The sequence below is a fragment of the Streptomyces sp. NPDC050263 genome (genome assembly GCF_040655955.1).
Taxonomy (GTDB): Bacteria; Actinomycetota; Actinomycetes; order Streptomycetales; family Streptomycetaceae; genus Streptomyces.
This window is the reverse complement of record NZ_JBFAKW010000181.1, coordinates 1-16422: the sequence shown is the minus strand read 5'-3', so window position 1 is coordinate 16422 and position 16422 is coordinate 1. Positions and strand designations below refer to the sequence as shown.

The 16422-nt window shown below is 68.6% G+C and carries 14 protein-coding genes and 3 pseudogenes; 8 read left to right on the top strand and 9 right to left on the bottom strand.

Features of this window, described 5'->3' with window-relative positions:
* Positions 1–325 precede the first annotated feature (325 nt).
* Positions 326–1546 (bottom strand): metallophosphoesterase, encoded by a 1221-nt coding sequence (locus tag AB0J04_RS42560; protein WP_363174074.1) that lies wholly within the window; start codon positions 1544–1546, stop codon positions 326–328.
* Positions 1547–1611: 65 nt separating this feature from the next.
* On the opposite strand from AB0J04_RS42560, the pseudogene AB0J04_RS42555 reads away from it, so the two are divergent.
* A pseudogene (locus AB0J04_RS42555) lies at positions 1612–1741 on the top strand (IS256 family transposase); the annotation flags it as partial.
* A 136-nt stretch (positions 1742–1877) separates the two neighbouring features.
* Here the strand turns inward: AB0J04_RS42555 and AB0J04_RS42550 are convergent.
* From AB0J04_RS42550 to AB0J04_RS42530, 5 genes are all read right to left on the bottom strand, one after another.
* A complete protein-coding gene (locus tag AB0J04_RS42550) occupies positions 1878–2669 on the bottom strand; it encodes a MerR family transcriptional regulator (protein ID WP_363174073.1) in 792 nt (263 codons plus the stop codon).
* A 15-nt stretch (positions 2670–2684) separates the two neighbouring features.
* Positions 2685–3446 carry an ABC transporter permease gene (locus AB0J04_RS42545; RefSeq protein WP_363174072.1) on the bottom strand — a complete coding sequence of 254 codons (762 nt, stop codon included), beginning with the start codon at positions 3444–3446 and terminating at the stop codon, positions 2685–2687.
* Positions 3443–4417, bottom strand: a complete 975-nt coding sequence (locus AB0J04_RS42540) for an ABC transporter ATP-binding protein (RefSeq protein ID WP_363174070.1) — start codon at positions 4415–4417, stop codon at positions 3443–3445. The genes AB0J04_RS42545 and AB0J04_RS42540 overlap by 4 nt, the downstream gene beginning before the upstream one ends.
* Positions 4418–4727: 310 nt before the next feature.
* Entirely contained in the window at positions 4728–4931 is a 204-nt protein-coding gene (locus AB0J04_RS42535; RefSeq protein WP_363174069.1) for a hypothetical protein, read from the bottom strand.
* Positions 4932–5230: 299 nt separating this feature from the next.
* Positions 5231–5689 (bottom strand): MarR family transcriptional regulator, encoded by a 459-nt coding sequence (locus AB0J04_RS42530; RefSeq protein WP_363174075.1) that lies wholly within the window; start codon positions 5687–5689, stop codon positions 5231–5233.
* 63 nt (positions 5690–5752) lie between these two features.
* On the opposite strand from AB0J04_RS42530, the gene AB0J04_RS42525 reads away from it, so the two are divergent.
* The 3 genes and pseudogenes from AB0J04_RS42525 to AB0J04_RS42515 all read left to right on the top strand — a co-directional run bounded on the left by AB0J04_RS42525 (position 5753) and on the right by AB0J04_RS42515 (position 8287).
* A complete protein-coding gene (locus AB0J04_RS42525) occupies positions 5753–6121 on the top strand; it encodes a VOC family protein (protein ID WP_363174068.1) in 369 nt (122 codons plus the stop codon).
* A gap of 47 nt (positions 6122–6168) precedes the next feature.
* Positions 6169–6348 (top strand): annotated as a pseudogene (locus AB0J04_RS42520) (ISL3 family transposase); the annotation flags it as partial.
* Between the two features lie 691 nt (positions 6349–7039).
* The gene (locus tag AB0J04_RS42515) at positions 7040–8287 is read left to right on the top strand and encodes a hypothetical protein (protein ID WP_363174067.1); all 1248 of its coding nucleotides are present in this window, start codon (positions 7040–7042) and stop codon (positions 8285–8287) included.
* A 311-nt stretch (positions 8288–8598) separates the two neighbouring features.
* Here the strand turns inward: AB0J04_RS42515 and AB0J04_RS42510 are convergent, their stop codons facing one another.
* Positions 8599–8865 carry a hypothetical protein gene (locus tag AB0J04_RS42510; RefSeq protein ID WP_363174066.1) on the bottom strand — a complete coding sequence of 89 codons (267 nt, stop codon included), beginning with the start codon at positions 8863–8865 and terminating at the stop codon, positions 8599–8601.
* Positions 8866–9099: 234 nt separating this feature from the next.
* Between AB0J04_RS42510 and AB0J04_RS42505 the strand changes: the two genes are divergently transcribed.
* From AB0J04_RS42505 to AB0J04_RS42495, 3 genes are all read left to right on the top strand, one after another.
* The gene (locus AB0J04_RS42505) at positions 9100–10371 is read left to right on the top strand and encodes an MFS transporter (RefSeq protein WP_363174065.1); all 1272 of its coding nucleotides are present in this window, start codon (positions 9100–9102) and stop codon (positions 10369–10371) included.
* Between the two features lie 339 nt (positions 10372–10710).
* The gene (locus AB0J04_RS42500; RefSeq protein WP_363174064.1) at positions 10711–10971 is read left to right on the top strand and encodes a hypothetical protein; all 261 of its coding nucleotides are present in this window, start codon (positions 10711–10713) and stop codon (positions 10969–10971) included.
* A 185-nt stretch (positions 10972–11156) separates the two neighbouring features.
* On the top strand, positions 11157–12482 hold the full coding sequence (locus tag AB0J04_RS42495; protein ID WP_363174063.1) for an IS110 family transposase: 1326 nt from the start codon (positions 11157–11159) through the stop codon (positions 12480–12482).
* 264 nt (positions 12483–12746) lie between these two features.
* On the opposite strand, the gene AB0J04_RS42490 is transcribed toward AB0J04_RS42495, so the two are convergent.
* Positions 12747–14366: a VWA domain-containing protein gene (locus AB0J04_RS42490; RefSeq protein WP_363174062.1), complete on the bottom strand. Its 1620-nt coding sequence runs from the start codon at positions 14364–14366 to the stop codon at positions 12747–12749.
* Between the two features lie 20 nt (positions 14367–14386).
* A complete protein-coding gene (locus tag AB0J04_RS42485; protein ID WP_363174061.1) occupies positions 14387–15586 on the bottom strand; it encodes an AAA family ATPase in 1200 nt (399 codons plus the stop codon).
* Between the two features lie 248 nt (positions 15587–15834).
* Here AB0J04_RS42485 and AB0J04_RS42480 point away from each other — a divergent pair.
* Positions 15835–16308 (top strand): annotated as a pseudogene (locus AB0J04_RS42480) (IS5 family transposase); the annotation flags it as partial.
* Between the last annotated feature and the right edge of the window lie 114 nt (positions 16309–16422).

Here is a 16422-nt window from a genome sequence, read left to right as displayed (position 1 = left end):
ACGTCCAGTACGAGGACTTCCGGCCGGCACACCGAGAGCACGCACCGGACGCCGCTCCTTGACGGGCAAACGTTGCCTGCCGCGGCACTAGAAGAAGCCGAGCGTCTTCGGCGAGTACGAGACCAGCAGATTCTTGGTCTGCTGGCGGGCACAGGCGTCACGCGTCGCTGACCTGCGTAGAACGTGGCCACGTGTCGCTCGTCAGAGCCGTCGGGGCCGCGAATGGTCCGGATCTCGTCCTCAGAGAGACGAGCCTGGTCAGCTGCCGACGCCGCACCCCTCAGCTCGTGGACAACTCCAAACGGATGTGTCGACCCGCTCAGTGCTACGGCGAGGTGGGCAGGTGCGGGGAGCGGAGCACAAGCAGGGTGATCTCGCTGGGGGCGAAGACGCGGAACGGCGGGCCCCAGAAGCCGGTGCCGCGGCTGGTGTAGAGGAGGGTCCGGGTGCCGTGGTGGCTGAGGCCGGCGAGGGCGGGCTGGTCGACGCGGACCAGGTGGTGGAAGGGCCAGATCTGGCCGCCGTGGGTGTGGCCGGAGAGTTGGAGGTCGATGCCGTCGGCTGCCGCCCGGTCGACGAACTTGGGCTGGTGTGCCAGGAGCAGGACGGGTAGGTCGGGGTCGGCGCCGTTCAAGGCTCCGGCGAGGTGGGCGCGGTGGCCTGCCAGGCCCGAGGACTCGGCGGTGACGTCGTCCACGCCGGCGACCACGAGGGTGTCGCCTCCGCGCTCGAACAGCAGATGGCGGTTGCGCAGAGGCTCCCAGCCCAGCTCGTCCATCAGGTCGACCCAGCCCTGGGCCTCGCTGTAGTACTCGTGGTTTCCGGTTACGTAGACCCGGGCCCGGGTGGCCCGCACGGTACCGAGTGGGACGGCCTGGGCGCGGCGGCGTTCGGCCGTGCCGTCCGCGATGTCACCGGTGTGGCAGACCAGGTCGGCTTCCAGGGTGTTCACCGTCTCGCATACCCGTGCCGACCAGCGAGTGCGATCGAGGGGACCGTAGTGGGTGTCGGTGATGAGGACGACGCGGATGCCGTCCAACCCGGCCCCCAGTCGCGGGAGTTGCACGTCGAGTTGGCGCACGCGAGGCACGCGGCGGGCTTCGGCGTACCCCCAGGCGAGCAGCACGGCGGTCACGCCGAGGACGGTCCAAGTGACGATTCGGGCCCGGTCCTGGCTCTCGCCGACGCCGACCGCGGTCAGGGCGAGCCGCAAGAGCACGCCGAGCAGAACGGACCAGGCGAACAGAACCCAGCTGGCGCCCAGCAGGGTGTCACCGACGATTGCTGCCCGATCCTGTTGACGCCGGCCGTGGCCGCGCACCATCGCGAGCGGCATACCGATGAGGCCGAGGGCGAACAGGGCGGTGCCGACCAGCGTGACGGGCAACGGCCAGTGCTGGCCCGTGTGCAGGAGTACCCAGCAGGGCACGGCCCACAGCAGGACGGGGGCGATCAGAGGGATGTAGCGCATCAGACGGTGCAGTCGGCTCTGCCGCGGCGCTTGCGCTTCACGGTCGGCGGGTCGGGTGTTGCTGGTGTCGGTCACGCTTCCCCTCTCTCACCAGGCTGCCGTCTCCCGCACTGTATCCGGTCGTCTTCGGGCTGACCGGACGGGTGGCGGTCGGCGATGGCGCCCTGGGGGATGGCCCTGGCCGAGGTGTTCGCCGCCACCCGCGAGCAGAGGTGCTGGGTTCACAGAACCGTCAATGTCCTCGGCGCGATGCCGAAGTCCGCGCGCCCGGCGCGTAGAAGGCGATCCAGGATTGGAGGAACAGCGGCTGCTGCTCGTGCTGGACTTCCTGGGGGTGTCGCATGTGCGTCCCCGATCAGCGCGAACACCCCCGAACAACGTCACTCCCGCCCCGTGACCTGCCACTTCAAGACGGCGGCAGCTCAGTGTCGAGCCTGTCGACAGGCACTCGCTCGATGCGAGTCCAGCCCCTCCAGCCGCGCTCCTTCAGGATCGCCAACACCAGTTCGGCGCCCGGTGCGGACTCGAGCATGGTGGAGTCCATCAGGGCGACGAACTGATCGTCGAAGCCGTCGGCACCCGCCTCGCCGGCCTCCACGGCGCGAATCATCAGACGCTCCAGGATGTCGGCGATCTCGACGATCCGTGGATCGCCGGCCAGCCAGTCGGGCTCACCGGTGAAGAAGCTGTAGAGCCTCACCATGTCGGGGTCGTCCAGCTCCTCGTGCTTCTTGGCGATCACGGAGTCGATCAGCTGCGGCACCTGCGCGGCGATCATGATCCAGGCGTCCCGCTCCAGCTCGATGTACCGCTCCCCGACGCCGAGACCGCGCAGCCGGTCGAGGTAGTCCACAACGCTCTGCGGGAGCGCCAGGTGCTCTCCGGCAGCGAGCCGGGCGAGTCGGCTGCGGGTGTCCTGCAGCCGCCGGATCTCGGCGCGCAGATCCTTGTCGATCTCCTGGACGCCGCCGACGAACTCCTCCGGGCCGGCGTCGAGGAGTTCCTGCACCCTGGCCAGCGGCACGCCGGCATCGGCCAAAGTGCGGATCCGGATCAGTCGCACGACTGCGGCAGCACCGTAGGTTCGGTACCCGGACCGGTCGCGCTCGGGCTCGGGCAGCAGGCCGATCTGGTGGTAGTGGCGTACCGCCCGTACGGTCACCCCGGCGTACGCCGCAAGCTGGCTGATGGTGAGCATGGGTCTCAGCCTGCCTCAGGCGATCTTCCGGCGATAGGCGATCATCGCGAAGACGTACGCCGCGACGAGGATGCCCACACACCACGCGAGCGCGATCCAGATGTCGTCGCCGACCGGCTGCCCTGCGAACAGAGCACGGATCGTGTTGACGATCGACGTCACCGGCTGATGCTCGGCGAACCAGCGCACCGGGCCGGGCATCGTCTTCGTGGGCACGAACGCCGAGCTGACGAACGGCAGGAAGATGAGCGGGTAGGCGAACGCGCCCGCTCCCTCGACCGACGACGCGGAGAGCCCGGGGATCACGGCGAGCCAGGTCAGCGCCAGGGTGAACAAGAGCAAGATGCCGGCGACCGCGAGCCATGCCGACACTCCTGCCCCTGAACGGAAGCCCATGAGCACAGCGACGCCCACGACGAGCACGAGCGCGATCAGGTTGGCGACCAGAGAGGTGACGACGTGGGCCCACAGCACACCCGACCGCGCGATCGGCATGGACTGGAATCGCTCGAAGATCCCGCTCTTCACATCGGTGAACAGCCGGTATGCGGTGTAGGAGATGCCCGATGCGATGGTCATGAGCAGGATGCCGGGCAGCATGTAGTTCACGTACGAAACCGACCCGGTGTCGATGGCGCCGCCGAACACGTAGACGAACATCAGCATCATGGCGATCGGCGTGATGGCGGTCGTGATGATGGTGTCCATGCTGCGGGTGACATGGCGCAGAGTCCGCCCTGTGAGTGCGGCAGTGTCGCTGAAGAAGTACGCGGTCATCGTCGTCCCCCAGTTGTCGTGCCCGTGGCGTCGCTCTTGTCGCCGCCGCCGACGACCGCGAGGAAGATCTCCTCCAGGGTCGGCTGCTTCTCGACGTACTCGACCTTGGCGGGCGGGAAGAGCTGCTTGAGTTCGGCGAGGGTGCCGTTCACGATGATCCGCCCCTGGTGGAGGATCGCGATCCGGTCGGCCAGCTGCTCGGCCTCGTCTAGTGCCGCGGCAGGCAACGTTCGCCCCGTCGCGACGCCCGGCACGCACTCTCGCCGCACGGGCCGAAAGCCCAAGTACGTCCAGTACGAGGACTTCCGGCCGGCACACCGAGAGCACGCACCGGACGCCGCTCCTTGACGGGCAAACGTTGCCTGCCGCGGCACTAGATACTGCGTGGTGAGCAGCACCGTCGTTCCATGGCCGGCGAGCTCCTTGACCGCATCCCACACCTCGATGCGCGCCTCGGGGTCGAGTCCGGCCGTCGGCTCGTCCAGGAAGATCACCGGCGAATTCCCGATGAGGCTCATCGCGATGTCCAGCCGACGGCGCATCCCACCCGAATACGTCGACACTCGCCGCGCGCCCGCCTCGCTCAGCGAAAAACGCCTCAGCAGGTCGTCCGCGATCGCGCCAGGGTCCTTGAGGTGGCGCAGCCTGGCGACGAGGGCGAGGTTCTCCCGGCCGCTGAGGATCTCGTCGACGGCCGCGAACTGCCCGGTGAGACTGACGGACTCCCGCACGTTCGCCGGTTGCGTGGCGACGTCGAAGCCGTTGACGCTCGCTGTCCCCGCGTCGGCCTTCAGGAGCGTGGCGAGGATCCTCACGGTCGTGGTCTTGCCTGCCCCGTTGGAGCCGAGCAGGGCGAAGATGCTGCCCGGCGCCACGTCGAAGTCCACGCCGCGCAGCACTTCGAGTTTCCCGTACGACTTCTCCAGACCTTGCACGCGCATCGCCGGACCGGCGATCGTTTGGGCTGTCATGGTCATCTGCCTCCTTTGCGGGGCTGTTCCACGCGTCTGCGAGGACGCCCCTGCCGGAAGGATGGAGGGTTGACCCAGCGTCAAGGTCAAGCCCGCTCCGACCGTGGCATCCGGATCGCCGTCGCTGATGCGGGTCGTCCCGTGATCCGTTCCCGTCGGGCAACGGCTCGGAGTGGCGTCTCCAGCGTCGAAGAAGTTCCGCGATCCGTGGGAACGGCGCCTCGGGCGAGGGGCGGTGGCGGATCACCAAGTCGATGACCTGGCGACCGCCCCCGCGCGGACAGGCTCTCGGGGTCTGCACCCTCCGCACTCAGCTCGATGGCAGGATGCCATAGGGCACCGGCCCCTTCGCCAGCCCGCCCGAGGCCGCATACGGTGACACCAGAACCCCGTTCGGCCCCGGCCCGGCGAGGTCGATGGCGGCATCAGGGGTGCCGTCCGCGTTCGTGGTGCACACCTGGAACGTCTGGGTCGAGGTGTCGCGGTCCGCGTCGGTCACGGTGTTGCGCAGCACCACATCCGGCGTGATGACCCGCCGGACCGTGCCCGACTTGGAGAACTTGGGGCCGGCCGACGGGGTCTTGCCGACACCGGCCGCGCACCTCCAGCGGCGATGGCCGTCAGGTCCCGCGGCCCGGCGGCCGCCGGTTCCGCCGGCGAAACCTCTGAAGCAGGTGCGGGCGGCGTGGGAGCTGCTACTGCGCTGCCCGCCTCCACCGTGCGGGGTCTGTCGGGTTTCGAGGTCGCCGACACGGATTTCAGGCTCGGCTGCACTCCTGTCCGAGCGCGACGAGACGTGCGCCGCGGAACGATCTATGCGCCCTTGTTGTCACCGCGCAGGGAATGGATCATGCTCTGCAGGATCCGGAACGCTTCTGACTGCTCGGTCCCGGTCAGGCCGACCAGCATTCTGGCCTCGACGGACCGGACGGCTGCGCTCGCCTGCTCGAGGCTTTGCCGGCCGCGAGGCGTGAGCCGCGCGGGAAGCGCCTTCCCGACGGGTGCCTCCGCAGGCCTGGTCACGTAGCCGTCTCGTTCCAGGGTCTGGAGCAGCACGTTCATCGTCTGCCGTGTCACGAACGCGCCCCGCGCGAGCTCGGAGTTCGACAAGCCCGGTCGTTGCGCCAGCAGTTCGAGGCAGGAGTAGTGCGTCACGCTCATCCCGAGCGGCCGCAGTACTTCCTCCATGGCCGCGCGGAGGGCGCTCGACGCTTCTTTGAGCAGGTAACCCAGTGACGTCTCGAGGTCGACGCCGACACCTTCTTGACTCATGTCAGTATTCTGACATAGGTTCATGCATGTCAGAAAACTGACATGAAAAGAAGGAGTGTCATCATGCCCGCCACCGGCCCCGACTTCATCTCGCTCCAAGTGCGCGACCTCGACGCTTCGCAGGCGTTCTACGAGCGGTACCTGGGCCTCGTCCGCTCGCCGGCCGGACCTCCGCACGCCGTCGTCTTCGAGACGAAGCCGATCGCGTTCGCACTCCGCGACGTCATTCCCGGCACCGACCTCGCATCCGTCGCCCAGCCCGGCATCGGTGCCGCGATCTGGCTCCACGCCACCGACGTCCAGGCCATCCACGACGCGCTCGCCACCGACGGCCACACCATCGTCTCCGCACCGATCGACGGTCCCTTCGGTCGGACCTTCACCTTCGCCGACCCCGACGGCTACCAGGTCACGCTCCACGACCGCGCCTGATCGACCCAACGCCACCGGACGATCATCAGCTGTTGCGCCCTGGGCTCGTGCGTGACGCCACCTTCTGCCCTGCTGACCTGACGACGTTCTGCGGGCCGGACGACCTCGGCTTGGAAGTGGTCGGCCAGCAGTTGCATCCCGACCGCGCCGTGTTGCTCTGTCGAGTGGTCGACCCTGATCGCCGGTGCCACGCCTGCGGCTGTCTGGGGGTGCCGCGCGACAGCGTCGGGCCAGTTCAGGGTGGCACTCGACAGCGGCAGGCGGGCAGTGCGGACAAGGCCGTCAGGGCCCTCGGCGTGAGGGTTGCTTTTCTTCACACCAAACTCAACTGCCGGGGTCGTGCTGGGTGGTGTCCCCACGTGCCGCGCGGTGCCGTTCCCGCAGATCAGCGTCGCACGGCATGCTGCGCCGTCCGGCTCGGGATGCTGCGTGCCGCGCGCCGTCCGCTCACGCATCGCTCACGCAGACCGGACGCCGAGGCGCCGAGCCAGGCGCCGTCGGCGAGCCTCCGACCCCGGCGAGTGATGCTACCGACGAAGCGGTCGAAGTTGCCGCTGGCCCGGATGCGTGCACCGGCACCGGCACCAGCCGGGCGTTCCGGGCAAAGCTCAAATGCAGGGCCACGCATTGTCCGCTTGCCCACCCCTCGCACAGCGACGGGCACGCCCACTGCTCAGGGCTGCAGCCTTTTGTACTACGGTCGGAGGGGAGGCGCAGCGTGCCCGAAAGGGCAGTCCTCGGCAGCGGGCGGGGACGGGTCGTGCCGCTGGCGGTGGTCCGGGGAATACTGACGGCATGGAGCAGCGACGCCGGGGGCAAACCCTCCAGCATGCCCCCGCAATGCGATCGGACGAGGTCGAGCGGACCGGTCGGCGGGGGCTCCGTCAGGGTGGGTCGGCGCGGGGGCGGGCTTCACTGTTGGAGTTGCAGCGACTGGCGGGCAACGCGGCGGTGACACGGCTCCTGGCCGGGCGCCAGACATGGGCCGAGGCGCCCAGGGCGGAACGCGTGCACGGCCACCTGGGAGTGGTGACGATCCAGCGGGCCGGGGGCGGCGCGCCGGCGACCGCCACGGCAGCCAAGGCGGAGCGCACGCCCGAGCAGATCGAGCGGCTCATCGCGGACATCCTGCGCGTGATCGTGGAGATGGAGGTCGGCGGCGAGGACAAGCCCGTCACGGAGTCGTCCTACGACACCAGTTCGGGAACCCGGGCCAGCTACAGGAGCAGGGTGCAGGCGACGCTGGTCTGGACGCTCGACCTGCTGGGGCGACACAAGGAACTCCGCGACAAGTTCGGCCTCACCACGGACGAGCTGGCTGCCGCCAAGGAGTGCGCGGCAGCGGTCAGGGCGGTCTGGCAGGCCGTCATGGCACTTCCGGCAGGAACCACCCTCGACCAGGCGAAGGCGGACCGGGCCGTCTCGGCGAACCTCTCGAAGACCGGACTTGACGACGCCGACCTCGAACGCATGCTGAAGTTCGGCGTGTGGCGCAGCGAGGTCATCACCGGGCTTCCCGAGCGGCCGGAGCACATCGCGGAGCTGAACAAGCTGAGCGCGGAGGCGCTCGCGGCACAGGCCACTCCCAAGGAGCTCAAGAAGGCCCTGGCGCCCGCGAACAAGCGGGCCCTCGCGGAATGGCGCAAGGAAAAGGCCAAGGACAAGAAGAAAAGGCCTCCGCCTGCCGCCACGGTCGCGGACCTCACCGACCAGGAACGCCAGGGCCTCGCCGCCGTGGTCGGCGACCGGCAGGTCGTGGAACGGCTGGCCAAGGCCGGCGCGGGCGCGGGGATCGGCATCGGTGAGCGGTCGGCGGCGCGCTACGTCGCCGAGCAGAAGAAGGTCATGGACACCAAGCGGGGTAAGCCCCACTGGGGTGAGGACCAGGCGGCCTGGCTGCGTTACGCGGTCGAGAAGTCGCTGCCGCAGGTCGGGGCGAAGGCGAAGCAGGCCGCCGAAGACGACGAGGGCATGACGCTCGGACGGATGGACGTCAAGGACCGGGTGGCGGCACTCATCGGGAACAAGAGCAACAAGGCGCTGAATGATGAGCAACTCGCCTGGAAGGCGTTCAAGGCGCACAACGCCGACGAGAAGTACGCCGACAAGGCCCTGCCGAAGTTCAAGGCGATACACGTCGTCGAGCCGGCCCCGAAGGCCCAGTGACGCCGTCACGTGCGCACGCCGAGCGGGCCCGGAATGACAGGGAGCCACCAGCCGTCCATGCAACGCAGTGAGCCACCAGCCGCCCATGCAACGCAGGGTTCCAACCTGCCCCACGGACGCAATCGACTACTCGAGCATCGTCATCCCGCTCGACGCCGGGAGCGGCTCGCCCACACAACCACCCGCAGCATCAGCTGACCTGGGCGCCGGCCTGCCTGTTGACGGTGCAACGGCAGATGTTCGGGCGCGCCAAGCTCCCGCTTCTCCGCAAGCGGGTCCACCTCACCGCGGACCGGTGAGAGGCCCCGCGGTCACAGACGACGGCCCCAGCGGATCAACAGTTGTTCAGACGGCCGGCAAAGCGCCCGCACGACAGCGTTGTTGACCACGAAGTAGCCGACGCTCACCCAGCCGCGCTCCTTGTCCAGAAGTCCGGGACCGCCATCGCGATAGACGTGGCGCAGATACCGATGGCGCAGCGGAGCACCCGCCACCAACAGGACGGGGGCCGCGAGCACCGCTCCCAGCGTCGCGCCGAGTCGGACAGCCTGAATCCCGGCGAAGCTCTCCACCTGCACAGCCCCAGTCCGTCCCGTGCACTGCCTCGTTGATCGCTCTCACGGAAATGTGTGCCAGATCCCAGAAGATGCACGCTACTGTTCCCAGCATTTGACGCCTCCACCGAAGACGGCTGCGGCGCCGGCAACGGTTCCGGGATGGCCGGCCCAACATCCTGCGCGAAGTATGGAGGTTCCGGTCGGCGGCGGAGGCCCAACACCAATGATCACCGGAGTTACCAGGGAGCCCGCAGCATGACCGGCACCACGGAGGCCCTTGGCGGGTCGGCTGCAGTCGACAACGCAGCACGAAGTGTCACGCGCCCGTTCTACGTATACGCAGTGCTCACCAACTCGCTGTTCCAGCGCGGCGTATTCGTCATCTTCCTCTATCAGCGCGGCTTCTCCGCCGCGCAAGTGGCCCTACTGCAGACACTGCTCTACCTGGTCAGCGGACTTGCGGAGTTGCCGACGGGAGTCATCGCCGACCGAATCGGCAGGCGTGCCAGCATCGTGATCGGCCAGACGCTGACAGCTGGATGTCTGCTCGGTCAGGTGGCGTTCTCCAACTACTGGGTGTTCCTGGCGCTGTTCATCGGACAGGGTGTAGGCATGGCATGTGTGTCCGGTTCGGACACCGCCTTGCTGTACGACCTGCTCGTGCGTCGTGGTGCAACGGCCGGCTACGTCAAGATCAAGTCCCGGTTCACCATGCTCGGGACGGTCACCTCGGGAGCCGCCATCGTCCTCGGCGGCCAACTGCAGCAGATCTCCTGGGGGGTCGTCTACGTCGGTTCGGCGGTGTGCCTCGTCCTGGCCGTGGTGGTGCTGATGTCAGGGGTGCCCGAGATCCGCGGCGCGGACGCGGTGGACGAGCAGGAGGGAGGCGAGGAGGAGCACGGCGACGTCACAGCATGGCGGGCGATGCTTCGGGTCGCCACGCCGGCGCTCGTGACGCTTGTCGTGGTGTCCGGATTGATGCATGCGACCTTGACGCCGTACATCATTTTTACGCAGAAGACCCTCTCCGATCAGGGAGCGGGCACCGCATTGGTCAGCGTGGTCATATCGGCGGGATTCATCGCCGGCGGGCTCACTCCGCTGCTGTCGGACCGCGCGGACCGGCGCATCGGGTATCGGATCATTGTCCCGGTGTCTCTGCTGACGCTCGCCGCGGCACTCGGCCTGAGCGGCCTCGGCCTTGTCTGGGTCACCATCGCCGCGTTCCTGGCCCTGGTCGGGATTCCCGAGATCACCGCCGTGATCGTGGACAACGTGTTCAACGAGGCCGTGCCGTCGCGCCACCGGGCGAGCCTGCTGTCGATGATCGCATTCGTGGAGTCGGCGCTCATCGGCATCGGCTATCTCGTTCTCGGCGCGCTCATGGACGGGCTGGGCTCCAGTGCGGGCATGGCCACCTACGCCGCAGTCCCCCTGCTGGCATGTCTCCTGTGGCTCCCGGTGCTCTCCCGAGCGGCACGGGTGACCACCGAGATCGAGAAGCCCGCCGACCAAAAGGCATCCTGAAACAGACCATCTCGAACAACGCCCGGCCCGATGTCAGGGGCGCTGCTCGTTGGATGTCGCTCCCAGTCGGCGACGGAGCTGTCATCGCGACGATCAGCGCCGAACGGGATGAGAAGAGTCGCGTCACTGCGGCAGCTGTTCAGCCTGGATCCACCGCGCAACGGTCGGCCTGTGGACGGCGAAATGAGAAGAAGTGCCCGCTGACCTGCGAGAATGTGAGCGTTGCTCGCCGCGCATCGCCGCGCCTCGACACGCCCCGTGGGTCGCGGGTCCTGGGCACATTCCGGCAGGCGTCATGGTGCTGCGCTGGTTCGATCAGCGCGGCTGCGTGCACTGCCTGTGGCCAGGGACGCCGGAGTCTCGCAGGCCACCGGCTACCGCTGCTTGCACGAGCCCATCGACGTCCTCGGCGCTCAAGCCCCCGACCTGCACGAGGTGTTGAACCGCTGCCGCGAGGAGGGGATGAGTCACGCGATCCTCGACGGCACGCTCATCGAGAGCGACCGCCTCACCGGAACCCGGGACAACGGCAACGACCTGTGGTTCAGCCAGAAACATAAGAGTCGACCGTTCGCCTGCGGTGACGCCCCGCGGGCGTGAAAATCGGTGCAGGGGCTGTCCGCCGACGCCGCTTGATGTTTGGGCTGTGAGCCCGCATAGGAGTCTGGTGAGGGAGCCGCCCGAGGGGCCGCACACTGTCGCCTTGAGCACGCCGATCAGCTTCTCCGACCCCCTCAGGCTCCCCGGGCAGCCCCTGCCCGAACCAGCACAGCAGGGGGCATGTCATGGAGGAGTTGAGAGAAGACCACGACGACGGGACGGTCGCGCGGGTCGCGGCGATCGACATCGCCAAGGCATCCGGGATGGTCTGCCTGCGCGTCCCGCACGACACCATCGAGGGCCGGCGCGTCCAGCAGGTCTGGAACGTCGCCTCGACCACCAACGCGATCCTGGAACTCGGTGACCGGCTGGTCTGCCAGGGCGTCGAGCGGGTCGTCATGGAAGCGACGGGTTCGTACTGGCGTCCGTTCTTCTACCTGCTGGAGGCCCGCGGGCTGGACTGCTGGCTCGTCAACGCGCGCGATGTGAAGAACGTCCCCGGGCGCCCGAAGACCGACAAGCTGGATGCGGTCTGGCTGGCCAAGCTCGCCGAACGCGGCATGGTCCGGGCCTCGTTCGTCCCGCCGAAGGCCGTCCGTCAGTTGCGGGATTTCACCCGGACCCGCACCGTGTTCGTCCAGGAACGCACTCGCCACAAGCACCGGGTCGACAAGGCCCTGCAGGACGCGCAGATCAAACTGTCCGACGTCGTCTCGGATCTCTTCGGTGTGTCGGGCCGGGCCATGCTCAATGTGCTGGTCGCCGGCGAGCGCATCCCCCGCGCCCTCGCCGACCTGGCCAAGGGCAGCCTGGCCAGGAAGAAGGCCGCCCTCATCGAGGCCCTGACCGGGCAGTTCGAGGACCACCACGCCCGGCTTCTCAGCGTGATTCCAGGCACTGTCGACCATCTCACCGCCCAGATCCAGGAACTCGACCGGCTCATCGCCCACACGCTGGAAGAGATCACCACCCCGCACGACGGCCCGGCAGCCGACCCGTGCACCGGTGGCGCAAGCGCCCGCACCCTGGCCGAGAAGCTGGACCTCGTCCCCGGGATCGGGCCGACCACCGCGCAGATCATCCTCGCCGAGATCGGCGCGGACATGAGCCGCTTCCCGACTCCCGAACACCTCGTCTCGTGGGCCAAGTTGTGCCCCCGCACGATCCAGTCCGGCGCGAAGAACACCGCTGGCCCAGCCGGGCAGGGCAATCCCTGGCTCAAGGGCGCCCTCGGCGAGGCCGCCAACGCCGCAGCCCGCACCGACACCTTCCTCGGCGCCCGCTACCGGCACATCGTCAAACGCCGCGGCCACGCCAAAGCCCTGGTCGCCGTCGCCCGCTCGATGCTCGTCATCACCTGGCACCTGATCAACGACCCGGACGCCTCCTACCAGGAACTCGGCTCCGACTGGCACCAACGCCACCTCAACCCAGCCCGCAAAACCCGCGACCTCGTCCGCCAGTTCCAGGCCCTCGGCCACCAGGTCACCCTCGAAACCGTATCCGCCTGACCGACCCCACCCCGACATCCGAGCCGCAAGCGGCCCGGATGCTGCCGCCTGCCCTTCCGAACCTCGATTTTCCGATCAGCTCAAGATCTGACGGTGCGTCAACTTTTCTGTACGGCGGTGGGATGTTCGCGGTCTCACCCGAGCCCGAACACTCGCAATCTGCCCTGGGGGTGTATCGGAAGCGCCTGCACAGCCGTCGCCCCGTTCCTCTGCGCCATGGAACAGATCCTCTCTCGTGTCAGGGTTGCGTGAGAGGAAGCCGGGTCAGATCACACGGAAGAGGTCGGCGGCGTGGTGGACGTCGGTGAGGTCCTCGATGGAACGGAGGTTGTCGCAAAGCGCCTGAAGGACCGAGTCGGTTTCGGCGACGCGGGGGGTGCCGACGGCCACGCCGAAGACCCGGAAGTCCAACCGATGCTTGGCGTCGTTCCAGCCGCGCATCCATTCCTCGGTGACGCCGCAGTCGTCGTCGGTGATCATCACGATGTCGCCGCGCGTGCGGGCGGCGTCGTTGAACTCCTCCTCCAGCAGCTCCCCGGCCGCTGACAGCGGCGTCTGGTAGCTGGTTCCGCCGCCGAGGAAGGTCTCCGCGAAGTCGAGCACCTGGGCGATCTCCGCAGGCTGGTCGGCAAGGAAGCGGAAGACCTGGATCTTGTCAGCGGCGGAGAACAGGATGCCGACGAAGTCACGCCCCGCGTGGCGGGCCTGATCCAGCAGCGCCAGGGCGCACGCCTTGGCCCACGCCTCCCGGGTGACTCCGCCGGGCCCTGCCTCGTACATGGAGTGCGAGGTGTCCACGCACGCGATGACGGCGCCCTGGCCGGTGGCCTGCTCTCCCTGACTGTCGTAGAGCATCAGCTCCCCGGCGGCGTAGCGCACGGCGAACACCGCACGCAGCTCAGGCAGGCCGAGGTTGGCCAGCTCGGAGGGGATGACGCGGGAGAGGTCGTTGCCGAGCGTGACGCCGACCAGTTCACCGGTGGCGTTCTCCACCTTGCGGGCGCGCTCACCGTCGGCCATCTGCCGGAAGCGACCGATCAGCTCGGCCCACTGTGCGAGGCGGCCGGTGCGCAGCCGCTCGGCGAGCCGGGCGCGCTGGTCGAACGGCATCCGCTCCAGCTCGCTGGGAGCAACGCCCCATGCCCGCATCAGCGCGGCCTCCTCCCGTACGGCCTCGGCGGCCTTCGCCGCTGCGTTCCGCGCGGCGGCACGGACACCGGGGGACGCCGCCGCGAGGGCCTGCGCGGCGTCCTGGGCGGCCTGCCGCGCGGCGGCCTCGGCGGCCTCGATCGCTTGTTGTACGGCGTCGGCGGCCGGGGCCGGCACGGTGCCGTCCTCGGCGGCTTCGTCGGCGGCCTGTTGGAGCGCCTCGCTCACGGCGGTCGCCGCGCCTTCGGCGTCCTGCTGTGCCTTCCTCGCCTGCTCGGCCTGTTCCCGGGCATCTCGGGAGTGCTCCAGCATCCGGCGCAGCGCAGCGGCCTGGGCGAGCACGGCCATGGCGGCGGCGTAGGGGTCGCCGGCCGTCTCCCGGCGCAGCTCGGCGAACTCCGGTGACTCCACCAGTGAGGTGATGACCTGGTGGTTGACCAGCCGGGAGAGGTCCATTTCCTCGCGCTCGCGCAACCGCGGCCTGACCTTGTAGGCGGCCAGGAACGCGTCGGTCAGAAGGTCGGTGGTGTAGTCGTAGCGCTTGTTCAGCTCCTCGGCCAGATCGCGCAGTCCGGCCGACTGCTCGTAGGTGTCGCGCCATGCGATCCGGTCGAACCGGTCCGCGACCACGGCCGCAGTGTGCCGCTCGGGGCCGGCGGCGGACAGGCCCAGCCACCTCCCGGCCGGGCTCGCCAGCTCGTTGATCTTGCGCGGTTTCCTGTCTGTCCTGCCCATGGTCCTGATCCCCCCGGTATTCAGAGCTGGGCCTGCATCATGCTGGCGTCAAGGCCGAGGGCCTCGGTGAGAACACGGGCGCGGACGGCGCGCTGGCGGCCGGTGACTCGGTCGATGGCAGCCGTGGAGCGGCCGGCGCGCGCCGCCTCCTGGTGCAGCTTCTCCAGCCGCTTCCCCGCCATGGCGAGCTGGTTGTGGGCCTTTTTGATGACCCACTCGCTCAGCGCCTCGCGGGACTGTCCGGCCATGGCGTCGAGCTGGGCCTCCAACTCCTCGATGACATCAGCCAGGTCGAGCGCCTCCTTGGCATCGGGGTTGACCAGCTGCAGCACCTCACGCTCGACGGTCGGACGTTCGGCGGGGGAGTCCCACAGCACATGCGTCAGCACCGACAGGTCCCTCTCGGCGACCGCCGGGCGGCCGTCGAGGTACGCGGACGCCTGGAGCAGGCCCACCGCCTGCCGCCAGCGGCGGTCGGAGGCGACGAGTTCCTTGCGGCGCAGGGCGGCCCGCAGCGTACACACCGCGTTCACGATCACGTCGGGGACGTCCACGGCCGGGACGGCTTCCGTCACGGCGTGCTGCAACGCGGCCAGCTCGACCGTGGTCCGAGTCGGTGCCGCCGGGCGGCTGACGGCGGAGCGGACCAGCGCGGCGAAGTTTGAGGGGTCTTCCAGGTACCCGACCTCGATCCGTACCAGCAGCCGGTCGTAGATCGCGGCCGAATCCTCTCCACCGGGCAGCTCGTTGCTCGCCGTGATGGCCCCGATCAGGGGGCAGCGGATCGGCTCGCCGCCGCTCTCCGGGTGGTAGATCCGCTCGTTGAGGTAGCCCAACGTCTCGTTCAGCGCCGCCGTGGAGCACTTGAAAATCTCGTCGATGAACGCGACATGCGCGGTCGTGGCGCGGCCGTCGTATACCTGGCGATACTCACCCCGGGCCAGCGCGGCGACGTCGATGGGACCGAACATCCTCGTCGGCGCGGTGAACTTCGACAGGAGAATCTCCCAGTAGGCCGCCCCCTCGATTCTGCCCGTGAGCTCCCGGGCCATCTCGGACTTCGCCGTTCCGGGCGGGCCGAGCACCAACGAATGCTGCCCGGCCAGCAGCGTCACCACCAGCGTCCGCACCACGTCAGCCCGCTCGTAGAAACGGTCCGACAGCTCGTCGCTGATCGCCCGCAGCCTCTTGGCCATGCCCTGCGCGTCCTGTACGTCCAAATTCAACTCCTTGCCTGCGAAGCCCTGTTGGGCTGACGAGACGGCCCTCCCGCCACAGCCACGACGAAGTGACAAAGTAGCTCCCCGAGGGCCCAAGCGAACATCGCGGTGACCCTCCGCGACCGCTCCCCAAGATCTGGCTCTGTCGCTGGCTGAGGCAGAGCTCAGCACGCCGCCGGGGCGTCGAAAAAGGGGACCTGCACAAGGAGTCGCCTGGCGGCATCGCCGTCGAACCGGCCGACCACGGGCTTGGACGCTCCCGGGGCGGGCTGACCACCAAGATGCACCTCGCCGTCGAGCAGGGGCAGAAGCCGCTGAGCGTCGTGATCACAGCCGGTCAACGGGGTGACTCGCCGCAATTCGAGCCGGTCCTGCAAGCCATCCGGGTACCTCGTCCTGGTCCGGGCAGGCCCCGCAGGCGGCCGGACCGGGTGCGGGCCGACAAAGCGTACGATTCCCGCCGCAACCGGTCCGACCTGCGCAGACGCGGGACCAAGGCGACCATCCCGGTCCCCGCCGACCGCGTCCGCAACCGCCAGAAGCTCGGCTCCAGAGGCGGTCGGTCGCCGAAGTTCGACACAACCGACGACCGCGAGCGGCATGCCGTCGAGTGCGGGATCAACCGCCTCAAGCGCCACCGGGCCGTGGCCACGAGATACGACAAGCTCGCCGTCCGCCACGAGGCGACCGCGTTGGTCGAAGTCCTCAACGAGTGGCTGTGACCAGTACCTTCCCAACAAACCCTAGACCCGGACTTCGCGGGTCACCGTTTCAGGTCTGTGGCCAGCGGGTCTGTCCGATGTCGGTGTCGAGGAGATCGAGGAGGTGGAGTTGAA